The 16,267-nt window shown below is 30.1% G+C and carries 17 protein-coding genes; 9 read left to right on the forward strand and 8 right to left on the reverse strand.

Annotated features, from left to right (window positions below; all coding sequences use genetic code 11):
* Nucleotides 1-16: 16 nt before the first annotated feature.
* From sfsA to grxD, 9 genes are read left to right on the forward strand one after another with little or no spacing between them, the layout of a single operon-like run.
* Nucleotides 17-715 (forward strand): DNA/RNA nuclease SfsA, encoded by a 699-nt coding sequence (sfsA, locus tag ACTT9P_RS05315; protein WP_440909649.1) that lies wholly within the window; start codon nt 17-19, stop codon nt 713-715.
* Nucleotides 708-1,478, forward strand: coding sequence for a type I methionyl aminopeptidase (map, locus tag ACTT9P_RS05320; protein ID WP_440909650.1), 771 nt, complete (start codon nt 708-710; stop codon nt 1,476-1,478). The genes sfsA and map overlap by 8 nt, the downstream gene beginning before the upstream one ends.
* Nucleotides 1,478-2,770 (forward strand): adenylosuccinate lyase, encoded by a 1,293-nt coding sequence (purB, locus tag ACTT9P_RS05325; RefSeq protein ID WP_440909651.1) that lies wholly within the window; start codon nt 1,478-1,480, stop codon nt 2,768-2,770. Before map ends, purB begins: the two co-directional genes overlap by 1 nt.
* Nucleotides 2,770-3,555, forward strand: coding sequence for a phosphoribosylaminoimidazolesuccinocarboxamide synthase (gene purC / locus ACTT9P_RS05330; RefSeq protein ID WP_440909652.1), 786 nt, complete (start codon nt 2,770-2,772; stop codon nt 3,553-3,555). The genes purB and purC overlap by 1 nt, the downstream gene beginning before the upstream one ends.
* Nucleotides 3,552-3,785: a phosphoribosylformylglycinamidine synthase subunit PurS gene (gene purS, locus ACTT9P_RS05335; protein WP_440909653.1), complete on the forward strand. Its 234-nt coding sequence runs from the start codon at nt 3,552-3,554 to the stop codon at nt 3,783-3,785. Before purC ends, purS begins: the two co-directional genes overlap by 4 nt.
* An 8-nt stretch (nt 3,786-3,793) precedes the next feature.
* The gene (gene purQ / locus ACTT9P_RS05340) at nt 3,794-4,477 is read left to right on the forward strand and encodes a phosphoribosylformylglycinamidine synthase I (protein WP_440909654.1); all 684 of its coding nucleotides are present in this window, start codon (nt 3,794-3,796) and stop codon (nt 4,475-4,477) included.
* Entirely contained in the window at nt 4,477-6,669 is a 2,193-nt protein-coding gene (gene purL / locus ACTT9P_RS05345) for a phosphoribosylformylglycinamidine synthase subunit PurL (protein WP_440909655.1), read from the forward strand. Before purQ ends, purL begins: the two co-directional genes overlap by 1 nt.
* Before the next feature lies 1 nt (nt 6,670).
* On the forward strand, nt 6,671-6,901 hold the full coding sequence (locus ACTT9P_RS05350; protein ID WP_440909656.1) for a BolA/IbaG family iron-sulfur metabolism protein: 231 nt from the start codon (nt 6,671-6,673) through the stop codon (nt 6,899-6,901).
* Between the two features lie 3 nt (nt 6,902-6,904).
* Nucleotides 6,905-7,237: a Grx4 family monothiol glutaredoxin gene (gene grxD, locus ACTT9P_RS05355; protein WP_440909657.1), complete on the forward strand. Its 333-nt coding sequence runs from the start codon at nt 6,905-6,907 to the stop codon at nt 7,235-7,237.
* On the opposite strand, the gene rpsD is transcribed toward grxD, so the two are convergent.
* Genes rpsD through ACTT9P_RS05395 form a run of 8 tightly spaced genes read right to left on the reverse strand, consistent with a single transcriptional unit; the run spans nt 7,238 to nt 16,257 of the window.
* Nucleotides 7,238-7,855: a 30S ribosomal protein S4 gene (rpsD, locus tag ACTT9P_RS05360; RefSeq protein ID WP_440909658.1), complete on the reverse strand. Its 618-nt coding sequence runs from the start codon at nt 7,853-7,855 to the stop codon at nt 7,238-7,240.
* Nucleotides 7,856-7,894: 39 nt separating this feature from the next.
* Nucleotides 7,895-8,608 carry an RNA methyltransferase gene (locus ACTT9P_RS05365; RefSeq protein WP_440909659.1) on the reverse strand — a complete coding sequence of 238 codons (714 nt, stop codon included), beginning with the start codon at nt 8,606-8,608 and terminating at the stop codon, nt 7,895-7,897.
* 2 nt (nt 8,609-8,610) lie between these two features.
* Nucleotides 8,611-10,212 carry a citramalate synthase gene (gene cimA / locus ACTT9P_RS05370; protein WP_440909660.1) on the reverse strand — a complete coding sequence of 534 codons (1,602 nt, stop codon included), beginning with the start codon at nt 10,210-10,212 and terminating at the stop codon, nt 8,611-8,613.
* The gene (gene cysS, locus ACTT9P_RS05375) at nt 10,209-11,567 is read right to left on the reverse strand and encodes a cysteine--tRNA ligase (protein WP_440909661.1); all 1,359 of its coding nucleotides are present in this window, start codon (nt 11,565-11,567) and stop codon (nt 10,209-10,211) included. The genes cimA and cysS overlap by 4 nt, the downstream gene beginning before the upstream one ends.
* 45 nt (nt 11,568-11,612) lie before the next feature.
* Nucleotides 11,613-12,350 carry an NAD(+) synthase gene (nadE, locus tag ACTT9P_RS05380; protein WP_440909662.1) on the reverse strand — a complete coding sequence of 246 codons (738 nt, stop codon included), beginning with the start codon at nt 12,348-12,350 and terminating at the stop codon, nt 11,613-11,615.
* A gap of 39 nt (nt 12,351-12,389) precedes the next feature.
* Nucleotides 12,390-13,769, reverse strand: a complete 1,380-nt coding sequence (locus ACTT9P_RS05385) for a class II 3-deoxy-7-phosphoheptulonate synthase (protein ID WP_440909663.1) — start codon at nt 13,767-13,769, stop codon at nt 12,390-12,392.
* Nucleotides 13,770-13,809: 40 nt separating this feature from the next.
* Nucleotides 13,810-15,630 (reverse strand): glutamine--fructose-6-phosphate transaminase (isomerizing), encoded by a 1,821-nt coding sequence (glmS, locus tag ACTT9P_RS05390; protein WP_440909664.1) that lies wholly within the window; start codon nt 15,628-15,630, stop codon nt 13,810-13,812.
* Nucleotides 15,631-16,257 carry a DapH/DapD/GlmU-related protein gene (locus ACTT9P_RS05395; protein ID WP_440909665.1) on the reverse strand — a complete coding sequence of 209 codons (627 nt, stop codon included), beginning with the start codon at nt 16,255-16,257 and terminating at the stop codon, nt 15,631-15,633. It abuts the gene before it with no gap.
* Nucleotides 16,258-16,267 lie beyond the last annotated feature (10 nt).

Raw genomic sequence — 16,267 nt, forward strand, 5'->3', positions numbered from 1 at the left:
AATGTATAGTCTATATATGAAATTTACCAAGCCTTTAATCAAAGGCAAATTAATCAAAAGATATAAACGTTTTTTTACAGACGTTAATATTAATGGTGTCAAAGTAACAGCTCATTGTCCTAACACTGGATCAATGAAAGGTTTACTTGATGAAGGTAATGAAGTTCATGTACTTAAGCATGATGATCCAAAAAGAAAATTAAAATATGGTTTAGAAATAATTAAAGCAAATAAAAATCTTGTTGGTGTTAATACACATATGGCAAACAAAATTGCTAGGCATGCTTTAGAAAATAATCTTATTAAAGAATTTCAGAATCTTGATCAAATCAAAAGTGAAGTATTTTTTAATGAAGAAACAAGATTTGATTTTTATTTAGAGAAGAAAAAATCAAAAATGTTTTTAGAGGTTAAAAATGTCACTTTATTTAGAGATAAAAAAACTTCTGAATTTCCTGATGCTGTAACTTCTAGAGGCTCAAAACATCTATTAACTCTTATTGATGCCACAAAAAAAGGTTATAAAGCTTATTTGTTATTTTTAGTACAAATCCAAAATATGGAAAACTTTAAAATAGCTAAAGATATTGATAGTGAGTATTACAATAATTATTTAAAAGCAAAGAAGGCTGGTGTTAATTTTTTAGCATACAGATGTAAAATAAGCTCGAAAGAGATTTTTGTAGAAAAAAAACTAAAAATTATTGATGAGTAGTTATACAGAAAAATTTGAGAAAATGAGGGTTGCAGGAAAACTTGCGGCTCAGACTCTTGATATGTTAACAGACAACGTAAAAGAAGGAGTTTCGACTGATCAAATAGATAAACTTGGATATGAATTTATAAGAGACAATGGTGGATATTCTGCTCCACAATTTTATAGAGGCTTTAAAAAATCATTATGTACTTCTTTAAATCATGTCGTTTGTCATGGTATCCCTGGGGATAGAGTTTTGAGAGATGGTGATGCAATAAATATAGATGTAACTGCTATTGTTGATCATCATTATGGCGACACTAGTAGAATGTTTTGTGTTGGTGAAACTTCGGTTAAAGTAAACAATCTCATTGATGCAACTTATAATTCAATGATGAATGCCATAAAAATATTAAAACCAGGTTTAAAGTTAGGAGATATTGGTTATACAATTCAATCTTATGTAGAAGAAAAAGGTTATTCTGTTGTAAGAGATTTTTGTGGTCATGGAATAAGCACTATTTTCCATGAACCTCCAAATGTTTTACATTATGGAAGTAAAAATTCTGGAATGGAGATTAGACCGGGGATGACTTTTACAATTGAACCAATGATTAATGCAGGTAAATTTCAAACAAAAATGTTGAATGATGGATGGACAGCAGTAACAAAAGATAAATCTTTATCAGCACAATTTGAGCATACTGTGGGTATTTCTGAAAATGGATATGAAATTTTTACAGAATCTGCTAAAGGTTATACGAAGCCTCCATATAAATAATGATAAAAAGATATTCTAGAAAAGAACTCACTGATATTTGGTCAGAAGAGAATAAGTATAAAATTTGGTTAGACGTAGAAGTTGCTGCAGCTGAGGCAATGGAAAAATTGGGTCATATTCCAAGGGGTGTTGCATCAGTTGTTAAGAAGAAAGCAAAAATCAATGTAAAAAGAATTCATCAAATAGAGGCAGATGTTAAACATGATGTAATTGCCTTTTTAACCTCAGTTTCTGAAAAAGCTGGAATTAAAGCAAGATACCTCCATCAAGGTATGACATCATCTGATGTATTAGATACAAGTTTTAATATTCAACTTGTTCAATCTGGAAAGATTTTACTCCAAGATCTTGATAAAATTCTGATTGTTTTAAAAAGACAAGCTAAGAAACATAAGTTCACTCCTTGTATGGGGAGAAGTCATGGAATTCACGCTGAACCAGTTACGTTTGGTTTAAAGCTTGCATCTTTCTATGAAGAATTCAAAAGAAATAAAATAAGATTAAAAAGTGCAATTGAGGAAGTTTCAACATGTGCAATTTCAGGAGCTGTTGGAACATTTGCTAACATAAATCCGAGTGTTGAAAAACATGTTGCTAAAAAGTTAAAGATGAAAGTGGAACCCATTTCTACTCAAGTAATACCAAGAGATAGACACGCTTACTATTTTTCAGTTTTAGGAATTATTGCTGGATCAATTGAGAGAGTAGCAATTGAAATAAGGCACCTACAAAGGACTGAAGTTTATGAGTTACAGGAATTTTTCTCAAAAAAACAAAAAGGCTCATCTGCAATGCCACATAAAAAAAATCCAATATTAAGTGAAAACTTAACTGGACTTGCAAGAATGGTGAGAAGCGCTGTGATCCCTGCCCTTGAAAATATAGCGCTTTGGCATGAAAGAGATATTTCGCATTCAAGCGTTGAAAGAAATATAGGTCCTGATGCAAACATTACTTTAGATTTTGCATTAGTGAGACTTTCCAATCTTTTAGATAATATGATTGTTTATCCTAAAAAAATGCTTGAAAACTTAAATTTAACTAAGGGGTTAATTTTTTCTCAAGAAGTAATGTTGGAATTAACTAAATCAGGCTTAAGTAGAGAAAAATCTTACAGAATTGTACAAAATTATGCAAAAAAATGTTTTAGTGAAAATCTAAATTTAGTTGATGTAATTAGACAAGATAAATTCATAATGTCTAAAATTTCTGAAAAGAAATTAAAAACTATATTTAGTTATGCGAAACATTTCAAAAATGTGAATTTGATATTTAGAAGAGTATTTAAATAATGAAAAAAGGTAAAAAACTTTACGAAGGAAAAGCAAAAATAATTTATGCTACATCTGACAAAAATTTAGTAATTCAATACTTCAAAGATGATGCAACAGCTTTTAATAATCAAAAAAAATCTCTTATTGAAGGTAAAGGTGTTTTAAACAATAGAATATCTGAACATATACTTACAAATCTTAAACAAATTGGAATTAAAAATCATTTAGTAAAAAGATTAAATATGCGTGAACAAATCATCAAACATGTTGAAATTATTCCAATTGAATTTGTGTTAAGAAATGTTGCAACTGGTTCAATAACCAAAAGATTAGGTATTGAAGATGGAACAGTTCTTAAAGAACCTTTAATTGAATACTGTTTAAAGGATGACAAACTAGGTGATCCATTAATTTCTGAAGAGCATATTTTAGTTTTTGAATGGGCAACTAAAAAAGAAATAGAAAAAATTAAAAAAATGGTTCTTCGTATCAATGACTTTATGGTTGGTATGTTTAGAGGTGTTGGAATTAAACTGATAGATTTCAAATTAGAGTTTGGGAGAATAAAATTAAACGGTAAAAATGAAGTCATACTTGCTGATGAGATAAGCCCAGATACATGTAGATTATGGGATAGTATTACTGACAAGAAAATGGATAAAGATAGATTTAGAAAAGATTTAGGTGATTTGATCCCAGCTTATACAGAGGTTGCTAGAAGATTAGGTATCTTACACGAGCAATCTAATGTATCAGCAGTTAACGTAACAAAACTTTCAAGTGTTAAGAAAAAAAGAAAATGAAAATCTCAGTAATTATTACTCTTAAACAAGATGTGCTAGACCCTCAAGGTAAAGTTATAAACCAAACTCTTACAGGTATGGGTTTTGATAATATAGATGAAGTAAGGCAAGGAAAATATTTTGAAATTAATGTTAATGAACAAGATGAAAACATAGCTAAAGCTCAGGTTGAAGAAATGTGTAAAAAACTTTTAGCAAATCTTGTAATCGAAAATTATAAAATTCTTTAAACTCAATAATGAAATCAGCAGTTATTACTTTTCCAGGTTCAAATTGCGATAGAGATATGCATGTCGCTTTAAACAAATTTGGCTTTAAGAATAAAATGGTATGGCACAACGATAATGATATCCCAAAGTCTGATTTGGTAGTGCTTCCTGGAGGTTTTTCTTATGGAGATTATTTAAGATGCGGAAGTATGGCATCAAAATCTAAAATAATGAAATCTGTAATAGATTTTGCAAAATCAGGTGGATTGGTTATGGGAATTTGTAATGGGTTTCAAATTTTAGTTGAAACAGGTTTAGTTCCAGGTGTTTTACTTAGAAATAAATACTTAGAATTTATTTGTAAAAATGTATTTGTTAAAATTAATGATAAAGATAGCTCGTATTTTAAATATCTTGATAAAAAAGTATTAGAATTTCACGTTGCTCATAATGAAGGAAATTATTTCTGCAGCAAAGATCAATTAAAAGAAATTGAAGATAACAACCAAATTGCAGCTTATTATTGTAATGAACAAGGTCAAGTTGATGAGCAATATAATCCAAATGGTTCAATAAAAAATATAGCAGGAATTTTTAATAAAGAAAAAAATGTACTTGGGATGATGCCTCATCCAGAAAGAATGGTTGATAAAAGTTTATCAGGTGAGGATGGCTCAATATTTTTTGAAAATTTAATGAATAATATCAAGTAATGGACGTAAACGAACAAGTTGCAATAGATCATGGTCTTAAAAAAGATGAATATGCAAAGATTTGTGAATTATTGGAGAGGACACCTAATATTACAGAACTTGGTATTTTTTCTGCAATGTGGAATGAGCATTGTTCCTATAAATCCTCAAGACTACATCTAAAAAAATTACCAACTAAAGGCAAAAAAGTTATTCAAGGACCTGGTGAAAATGCTGGTGTTATTGATATTGAAGACGACGATGCAATTGTGTTTAAAATAGAAAGTCATAACCACCCTTCTTTTATTGAACCTTATCAAGGCGCTGCAACAGGTGTTGGTGGTATAATGAGAGATGTTTTTACAATGGGAGCAAGGCCTATTGCCAATTTAAACTCTATTCATTTTGGCTCAACCCATCACAAGAAAACAAAAAATCTATTAAGAGGTGTTGTTCATGGAATTGGTGGATACGGAAATTGCATGGGAGTGCCAACAATTGCAGGTCAAACAAGTTTTGATAGTTCTTATAATGGCAACATATTAGTTAACGCAATGACACTAGGTTTGGTTAAAAAAAATAAAATCTTTTATTCAAAAGCAGCAGGGCTTGGAAAACCTGTAATTTATGTTGGATCAAAAACAGGTCGTGATGGAATTCATGGTGCTAGTATGGCATCAGCAAGCTTTGATGATAAAATTGAAGAAAAGAAACCAACTGTACAAGTTGGAGATCCTTTCACTGAAAAACTTTTGCTTGAAGCTTGTCTTGAATTAATGGCTGGAGACTCGATAATAGCAATCCAAGATATGGGTGCAGCTGGTTTAACTTCATCAAGTATAGAAATGGCTTCAAAGGGTGATCTAGGAATTGAGATTAACTTAAACAAAGTTCCATGTAGAGAAAGTAAGATGACGCCTTATGAGATCATGCTTTCAGAGAGTCAAGAAAGAATGCTAATTGTTTTAGAAAACGGTAAAGAAGATCTTGCTAAAAAAATATTTGATAAATGGAATTTAGATTTCTCAGTAATTGGTAAAACAACAGATACTAAAAGAATAGAATTATTTTTTGATGATGAAAAAATTGCAAACATTCCAGTTAATATACTTGTTGAAAATTCACCAATGTATGACCGTAAATGGAAAAAGGCAAAATTACCTAAGAAAAATAAAATACCAAAAAAAAATTTGACCAATCTAAAATTTAAAGATGTTTTAAAAAAAATATTATCCAACCCTAATGTTTGTAGTAAGCAATGGATATGGGAGCAATATGATCATACTGTAATGGGAGATACTATTCAAAAACCAGGTGGTGATAGTGGTGTAGTAAGAGTTCATGGAACAAATAAAGCAGTTGCAGCCTCAGTAGATTCTTCTGCTGTCTATTGTTGGGCACATCCATTAACAGGTGGAAAACAAGTTGTTTGCGAAAGTTGGAGAAATCTAATTTCAGTAGGTGCAAAACCAATCGCAATTACAAATTGTCTTAATTTTGGAAGTCCAGAGAACGAAGAAAACATGGGAGAGTTTGTTGAGTGTGTTGAAGGTATAGGAGAAGCAAGCAAATATTTGAACTTTCCTGTGGTTTCAGGAAATGTATCTTTTTATAACCAGACAAAAGAAATTGGAATTAAACCTACTCCTGCAATTGGTGGAGTTGGATTAATAAAAGATTATTCAAAAATGATCACAATGGAATTTAAAGAAACCGGCAATATTGTTTTGGTAATTGGCAAAACTGAAGGTCATATTGATCAAAGTTTATTTGCGAGAAATATATTAGATGAAAAAAACGGCCCTCCTCCTGAAATCAATTTATTTAATGAAAAAAATAATGGAGAAACTTTATTAAAACTTATTGAAAGTGACTTAATAAAAAGTGCGCATGATGTTTCTTTAGGTGGAATAATCACAGCAATATCTAAGATGTGTATTAAAGGAAATAAAGGGATTGATATTAAAAAACCTAAATCTTTGATGAACGAATTTGAGTATTTTTTTGGTGAGGATCAAGGAAGATATATCATTGAAGTAAATAAAGATGATTTAAAAAAAGTAACAAATTTATTAAACAAAAACTCAGTACATTTTGATCAACTTGGAGAAATTAAAGAAAAAAACCTGACAATTGATAAAAAAACAGATCTTTCAGTTGACGATTTAAAAACATTTAATACAAGTTGGCTTAAAGATTACATGAGTAAATAATATGGCAATGGATTTAAAAGAAATTGAAAACTATATTAAAGAAGCATTGCCCAATGCTATTGTAGAAATTCAAGATTTAGCAGGTGATGGAAATCATTATTCTGCTACTGTGACTGCGCCTGAATTTTCAGGTAAATCAAAAATTGAACAACATAAAATGGTTTATAACTCTCTAAAAGGTAAAATGGGAAATGAACTTCATGCGCTAGCAATTAAAACAAAGGAAAAATAGATTATGAATGATGATATAAAAAACATGATACAAAATGAAATTGATAACAATGAAGTATGTTTATTTATGAAAGGTACGCCTGATGCTCCGCAGTGTGGATTTTCAATGGCAGTATCTAACATGTTAAAAATTCTTGAAGTAAATTTTAAAGGTATCAATGTATTAGAAAACCAAGAACTAAGAGAAGGTATCAAAGTATTTAGTGACTGGCCTACTATACCACAACTTTATATTAAAAAAGAATTTGTTGGTGGTTGTGATATCGTAAAAGAAATGTACGAAAACGGTGAGCTGAAACAAACTCTTGAAGCAAAAGGGATAAACTTTAAGAAATAATTATCTAGAGTAATATTCAATAACTAGATTTGGTTCCATCACGATTGGGTATGGAACTTCTTCAAACTTAGGTACTCTTACAAACTTAAGTTTTTTATTCTTCTCATCCATTTGGATGTATTCTGGAATTTCTCTTTCTTTACTTGCAAGAGCAATATCAATAATTGCTAATTGTTTTGATTTATCTCTAATTTCAATATTGTCTTCTTCTTTAACTAAGTAACTAGCTATATTAACTTTTTTACCATTTACTTTTACGTGACCATGATTGATTAGTTGTCTTGCTGAGAATATTGTAGTTGCGAATTTTGCTCTATATATTACTGCATCTAATCTTCTCTCTAATAATCCGATTAGATTTTCACTAGTATCACCTTTAAGCATTGTCGCTCTTTGGTACATATTTCTAAATTGTCTCTCATTCATGTTTCCATAATAAGATTTTAATTTTTGTTTAGCTTGTAACTGAATTCCGTAGTCTGAGGGTTTAGATGTTTTTGTTTGACCATGTTGTCCTGGTCCATATGCTCTAGTATTAAATGGACTTTTTGGTCTACCCCATAAGTTAACTTTTAATCTTCTATCTACTTTATGTTTAGAGTTTAATCTTTTTGTCATGTGATGTCGGCTTTATAAACTTAGTTTTTAGTTTGTCAATCAACGTTTTTTCCCCAAACTAGCAAATACACTTGATAATATACGAGTTTCTTTGTCAGATAATTCCATTTTATAGAAGATATTCCTCAAATTTTCTAACATGATTGGTTTTTTCTCTTTAGGCTTGAAAAAATTAATCGAGTCAAGATTTTGTATACAAAGATTAGCCATTGCTAGTATCTCTTTTCTAGACGCAGATTTCACCTTTTTTGACTTTTTGTAATCAAATGACTTTGATTTTAAAACACTAGAAACGTATTGTGCAATAATAATTAGGCTATGTGATAAATTTAATGATTTAAACTGAGGATTAGTTGGAATCTGAAGAGTATAATTTGCATAACTAATTTCATTATTTGATAATCCCGATGCTTCAGATCCAAATAAAAAACCAACTTTTTTATTAAAATCAATATTTTTTAAATCCTCTAACGAAATATGTTCAATGTTTTTGTTTCTAAATCTTGCTGATGTAGCTATTAAATAATCTAATTTTTCTACAGCTGGACCTAACTCCTCAAATACTTTTGATTTATTTATAATATTTTTAGCTCCAACAGATGTAGCTAGTATCTTATCATTGGGATAGATGGGTTTTGGATCAACAACAGATAAATTAGTAAAATTAAAATTCTTTAAAGCTCTAGCGCAAGCACCAATGTTTTCAGATAATTGGGGCTTATGAAGAATAAAAGTAATGTTGTTTATTTTCACAATTATTTGCTAGCAGGTGCATTATCTTTAAATAATTTATAATCTAAACTATCTATCAATGCCTTAAAAGATGCATCTATTATGTTAGGAGATACACCTATTGTAAACCAATTTTTACCCTTAGAGTCTGTACTTTCAATTGAAACTCTTGTTACTGCTTCTGTTCCTGTATTTAAAATTCTAACTTTATAATCTACTAATTTTAAATCTTTTAAATACTTTGAGTATTTTGATATTTTATCAATATTATTTCTAATAGCATTATCTAATGCATTAACTGGACCATTGCCCTCACCTTCACATACAATAGTTTCGCCATCTACCTCTAATTGGGCTTTTGCAGAAGAAATAATTTCTCCAGATTTATTTTTCTTAACACCAACATCATACTCGTTAATTGAAATATATCTTGGTATTTCACCCATTATTCTTCTTGCTAATAATTCAAATGAAGCATCAGCACCATCGTAACTATAACCAATAAATTCTCTGTCTTTTACTTCATCTAATAATTTTTTTATATTTGGATTATTTTCTTCAAAATCTACATTTAAACTTTTTAATCTTGAAACAATATTAGATTTTCCTGATTGATCTGAAACTACTATATTTCTCACATTACCTACTTCTTCTGGATTAATATGTTCATAAGTTTTTGGATCTTTTTGTACTGCTGAAACATGCAATCCTCCTTTATGAGAAAAAGCTGCTGCGCCAACATATGGTAAATGTTTATTTGGTTTTCTATTTAAAATTTCATCTAACAATCTTGAACATTGAGTTAGATTTTTAATGTGCTCTGATTTGATATTCATTTCAAATTTATCAGAAAAATCTCTTTTTAAATAAAAAGTTGGGATCAATGACATTAAATTTGCATTACCACATCTTTCACCTAAACCATTAATGGTACCTTGAACTTGTCTTGCACCTGCCATTACGGCAGCTAAAGAGTTTGATACAGCATTTCCTGTATCATTATGTGCGTGAATACCTAAATTTTTTCCTGGAATAAATTTTGTTACCTCTGAGACAATATTTGAAACTTCGTGAGGTAAAGTTCCTCCATTAGTATCACAAAGAACAATCCATCTTGCACCTTTTTCATAAGCAGCTTTTAAACAAGAAATTGCATAATCTTTATTAGCTTTATATCCATCAAAAAAATGTTCTGCATCAAACATAAATTCTTTTTTTTGTTCAACAAAATGTGATGCGCTCTCGCTTATATTGGATAAATTTTCATCATTAGAAATTCCCAATGCAATATCAACATGAAAATCCCAGGATTTTCCAACTAAACAAACTGCATTAGTATTTGAATTCATCAAAGCAGATAAACCAGGATCATTTTTTGCACTTCTTCCAGATCTCTTGGTCATCCCAAAGCATGTCAGGACTGCATTTTTAAAATTATGTTTTTTCTGAAAAAATTCAGTATCTGTTGGGTTTGCCCCTGGCCATCCACCTTCAATATAATCAACACCCAGATTATCTAATGCAGATGCAATTTTTTCTTTATCATCTACTGAAAAGTCAACACCTTGAGTTTGTGCACCATCTCTAAGTGTTGTATCAAAAATATATAATCTCTCTTTACTCATTTAAATTTCCAGACCGTTTTACCATCTTTGTCTTCTATTAAAACACCTTTGTCCAAAAGTTCATTTCTTATTTCATCAGCTTTTTGATAGTTTTTTTCAGCTCTTGCTTTATTTCTTTCATCAATCTTTTCTTCAATTTCCTTCTCAGATAGAGAAACATTTTTTTTCTTATAACTGACCCATTCCTCTTTTGCTTCAGTTAAAAAACCTACAAACTTACAAGCAGAGATGAAGATTTTCTTGTTATCATCAGATCCGTTTACTGCTTTATCATAAAGTTTATGAAGATTAGCAATATAACCTGGGGTATTTAAATCTTCGTATAAAGGTGAAATTATTTCAGCTGTTATATTAACTGTTTCAAAATTTTGATCATAAACTTTGTACCATTTATCAAGTGTATTTTGACAATCTTTTAAAAGTTTATCATTCCAGTCTAAAGGTTGTTTATAATGCGCACTCATCAGGGCAAATCTAATAACCTGTCCACTGATGTTACCTTCTCTAAAATCTTTTATCTTTATAATGTTGCCTTGAGACTTTGCCATTTTTTCATTTGACATTGTCAGGAAAGCGTTATGAACCCAATAATTCGCAAATGTCTTGGTGCTATTAGCACATCTTGATTGGGCTATTTCATTTTCATGATGAGGAAAGATTAAATCTATTCCTCCTCCATGAATATCAAATTCATCTCCTAAAAATTTCTTTGACATTGCAGAACATTCTAAATGCCAACCAGGTCTTCCTCTCCCCCACGGAGAATCCCATCCTGGTTCTTCTTCATTTGAAGGTTTCCATAAAACAAAATCCTCAGAATTTTTCTTATTATTGCTTACCTCAATTCTTGAACCTGCAATTAATTCATCTAATTTTTTGTTTGAAAGTTTTCCATAATCTTCAAATTTTTTAACTTCAAAATAAACATGTTTTTCATTTTCATAAGCAAAACCTTTTGAGATTAAAGTTTTTGTCATTTCAATCATTAAATCAATGTGTTGAGTTGCTTTTGGTTGATAATTGGGTTCTTCACATTTCAAAAATTTACAATCTTCAGCAAAGCTTTTAATAATTTTGTCAGTAAGTTCTTTTATTGAAACATTGTTTTCTTTTGCAAAATTAATAATTTTGTCATCTACATCAGTGATATTTCTTACATAATTCACTGATTTAAATTTATTTTTTAAAACTTTGTATAGAATATCAAATATGACTAGTGGCCGAGCGTTACCTATGTGAGGATCGTTATATACTGTAGGACCACACACATACATTCTTACATTATTCTCGTCCATAGGAACAAATTGTTCACGCTTATTGGACAAATTATTTGTTAAATAAATTTCTTTAGCCATAAAAATATGAATATACTTTAAATTATGATTTGTGAATCAAATTGATTAGTTAGGAATTTTACACACTGGAATAGGCTCCATTTTGTGTAAATTTTGACTACGAATTTTTTCGTATTTTTCTCTGTGAGGAGAATTTGGATTTACCATAGCATCTTCTAGCTCAGGATATTTAAAACCTAATTGTCCTTCATCTGTCCTACCATCATCCCATAATCCATCAGTTGGATCAGCTTCAATAATTTCATTAAGTATTCCAAGCTCTTTACCTAGTTCCCAGACTTCTGTTTTATTACAATCTGCTATTGGAGAAATATCAACACCTCCATCTCCATATTTTGTATAAAAACCTACTCCAAAATCCTCTACTTTATTACCTGTTCCAACAACAATTCCTTTATTTGCTGCGGCTACTTGATAAAGCGTAGTCATTCTTAGTCTTGCTCTAGAATTTGCAAACCCATGTTCGTTATCAAAATTGCTCAAGCTTTTTGTAAAGCTTTCAAATAAATTATCTAAATTTATTGTATGAGCTTCAACATTTTTAAAATTCTCTAATAACCATTTTTGATGTTTTAAACTTAAATCATGTTGATTTGATTTTTGTTTAATTGGCATTGTAAGAACTATCGTTCGTAATCCAGTCATGGCACTCAAAGTACTTGAAACAGATGAATCTATACCACCTGAAATTCCAATAATTAATGACTCGGCTTTTGACGGCATATCTAAAGCATAATCCTTAATCCAATTAGAAATAAATTTTGCTTTATCTGAAACATTCATAATTATTAAATAAACAGACTATTGATTAAATTCAATATCCTAAGATGCCGCTTGAACTGCGTTTTTAGAATAACTGCTATTCTTTTTAATCTCATCTGAAATCAAAAAGGCTAATTCTAAAGCTTGATTAGCATTTAATCTTGGATCACAGTGCGTGTGATATCTAGAAGACAAGTCTTCGTCCGTAATTTTTTGTGCGCCACCGGTGCATTCAGTAACATTTTGTCCTGTCAATTCGATATGCAAACCTCCAGCATAACTTCCCTCACTTTGATGACATTCAAAAACATTTTTAACTTCTTTCAATACATCATTGAAAGGTCTAGTCTTAAAACCAGATGTTGCTTTAATAGTATTTCCATGACAAGGATCACAAGACCAAATTACATTTAAGCCTTCTTTTTTAATTGCTCTAATTAATTTTGGTAAAAACTTAGAAACCTTATCATGACCAAATCTAGAAATTAATGTTATTTTACCTTTTTCATTTTGAGGATTAATTTTGTTGCATAAGTTTATTAAATCTTGAGGTTCTAAAGTTGGACCACATTTAATTCCAATAGGATTTTCTATTCCTCTACAAAATTCAACATGCCCACCATCTAATTGTCTTGTTCTATCACCTATCCACACAAAATGAGCAGAGGTATCATGGTTCTCACCAGTAGTAGAATCTGTTCTTGTCATTGCTTCTTCATAAGGTAAATGCAAACCTTCATGTGAAGTCCAAAAGTTAACTGTTTTTAATCTTCTATTAAAATCAGAATTAATCCCACATGCATCCATGAACGCTAAAGCTTTTTCAATATTATCTTCTAATTCTTTAAATTTTTTTGCCTCGGGTGTATTTTTAATAAATCCTAAGTTCCACGTATGAACTTTTTTCAAGTCAGCAAACCCACCATGTGAAAAAGCTCTAATTAAATTTAAAGTTGCTGCAGCTTGTGAGTAAGCTTTAAATAACCTTTTTGGGTCTGGTATTCTGGCTTTTTCATTGAACTCAATACCATTAATATTATCACCAAGGTAACTTGGTAACTCAACACCATCTTTTACTTCAACAGGGGAACTTCTTGGTTTAGAAAATTGACCAGCAATTCTTCCAACTTTAACAACTGGTAAAGAAGCCGAATAAGTTAATACTAATGACATTTGTAAAATTAATTTAAAAGTGTCTCTTATATAATCTGGATTAAATTCCGCGAAACTTTCTGCGCAGTCTCCACCTTGAAGAAGAAACGCTTTACCATCAACAACATCAGCTAATTGTGATTTTAAATGTCTAGTTTCACCTGCAAATACTAATGGTGGAAAAGTTCTGATCTTATTAAGAACTTGATCCAGTTCTGCCTGATCAGGATAATCAGGAACGTGTTTTACAGGATAATCTCTCCAACTATTTATTTTCCAATTGCTCATAAAATATTCAACCAGTGAGTGTTGTAGCAGAGATTAGAATTTATTCAACTGTGACTGATTTTGCTAAATTTCTTGGTTTATCAATGTCGTAACCATTATTTAAAGCAGAGAAATAAGCTAATTTTTGCAAAGGTATAGTTAATAAAAAAGGAAGTAGATCATCTTCAGCACTTTCTACTTCTATTGTTTCCCAAATATTTTCAGGAATAACTTCATCTTTACTTTTATTTGTAATCAACAAAACTTTAGCACCTCTTGCAATGACTTCCTGCATATTAGAAATCGTTTTTCTGTAATAGTTATCTCTTGGAGCAAGCACAACGACAGGCATACCATCTTCAATTAATGCTAAAGGTCCATGTTTCATTTCTCCCGCAGGATATCCCTCAGCATGAACATAAGATAATTCTTTTAACTTTAATGCACCCTCTAATGCTATTGGGAAAGAAAATCCTCTACCTAAAAACATTGACCCTTTTGCCTCATTAAATGTTTTAGAAATTAAATGAATTTTGTTGTCAAAATTTAGGGTTTTTTTAATTTTTTCAGGTAAACTCTGTAAATTCTTTATTTTTTCTTTGAATATTTCCTTATTGATTGAATTGTCTAGATTGCCAATTTTTAAAGTTAAAATATAAAGCACCATAATTTGACCCAAAAATGCTTTAGTAGAAGCAACACCTATTTCTGGCCCACAATGTATGGGTAATACAAAATCAGAATCTCTAGCTATAGAACTTTCAATAACGTTAACTATTGAACAAGTTTTCATACCATTTTTTTTACATAATTCTAAAGCAGCATAAGTGTCAGCTGTTTCTCCAGATTGAGAAACAAAAATATATAATCCATCTTTTTTAAATCTATTTTTTCGATATCTAAATTCAGATGCGATATCTATATTTACATCTAACGAAGTTAATTCCTCTAGCCAGTACTTTGCCATTAAACATGAGTGATAAGCAGTTCCACAGCCAATTAGCGTAATCGATGAAATTTCATTTATTTTCCATGGAAAGTTATAAATATTAATTTCTTGATTTGATTTATCAATATATTCATTAATACAATTTTTAATTGTAGTTGGCTGTTCCTCTATTTCTTTAGCCATAAAATGCTTATATTCACCCTTGCCATAATTTTCTTCAGAAGATGATAATTCCAAAACTTTTTTATTTATTTTTGTTCCTTCCTCATTAAAGAATTCTGTTTGATCTTTTTTAATAATACAAAATTCACCATCATCCAAATATGTGATTTTGTTAGTCATTGATTTTAGAGCATAAGAATCTGAACCTAAATAATTTTCATTGGGACCGTAACCCACAGCTAAAGGTGAACCCCTTCTGGCTCCTACAATTAAGTCTGGTTCATCTTTGAAAATTATTCCTAATGCAAAACTTCCAATTAATTGTTTTAGAGTTTTAGTAATTGCATCAACTAAATTAAACTCTTTTAAATTTTCAGTTATTAAATGTACAATTACCTCTGTATCTGTCTGTGACTTAAATTTATAACCTTTGCTTACTAAAAACTTTTTCAATAAAGTCGAATTTTCAATAATTCCATTATGAACCACTGAAACATTATCAGATGAATGAGGATGGGCATTTATAGTGTTTGGGATACCATGTGTTGCCCATCTTACATGTCCAATCCCTACAATCCCATCCAAACCTTTCAGCAATGAATTTCTTTCAAGTTTATCAACTCTACCTTCAGATTTTACTTCATTAATTTCTCCATTAAATAAAGTTGCAACTCCAGCAGAGTCATAACCCCTATACTCCAGTTTCTTTAAAGAATTAATTATTGTTGCTAGAACAGGTTTGTGACTTGTAATTCCTATAATTCCGCACATTTATTTTTTTTTCTTTCTTTTGTAATTTTTAATTTCAATTTGTTTGGCTCTAGTTAAGGCTAATGATTTTTTCTCAACTTTTTTTGTAATTACAGATCCAGCTCCCACAATGCTTTTGGCTTCAATAGTTATGGGTGCTACTAAAGATGAGTTAGAGCCAATAAAAACATTATCACTAATTTTAGTTTTATATTTATTTATTCCATCATAATTACAAGTAATAGTACCAGCACCAACATTTACAGATTTTCCAATATCACTGTCACCAATATAAGATAAATGATTAACCTTTGAATTTTTATCAATTATACTTTTTTTAATCTCTACAAAATTTCCAATTTTAGAACCTTCTTTTAAAGTTGTTTTGGGTCTAATTCTTGCATATGGGCCAATTTCAACTTTATTCATTATGTTGCATTCTTCCAAGTGTGAAAAAGATTTGATTACAACATTGCTTCCTACTTTTACTTTGGGTCCGAAAACCACATAAGGTTCAATGGTTACATTTTTTCCAATTTTTGTATCTTTTGAAAAAAAAATTGTTTCAGGACCAACCATTTTAACTCCCTGCTTTAAAAACTTTTCTCTGATTTGATTTTGTGTCTTTGTTAAATTTGATTGTTTCATGTTTTAAAAT

Source organism: Candidatus Pelagibacter sp., from assembly GCF_052048095.1.
In the GTDB taxonomy this organism is placed as follows: Bacteria; Pseudomonadota; Alphaproteobacteria; order Pelagibacterales; family Pelagibacteraceae; genus Pelagibacter.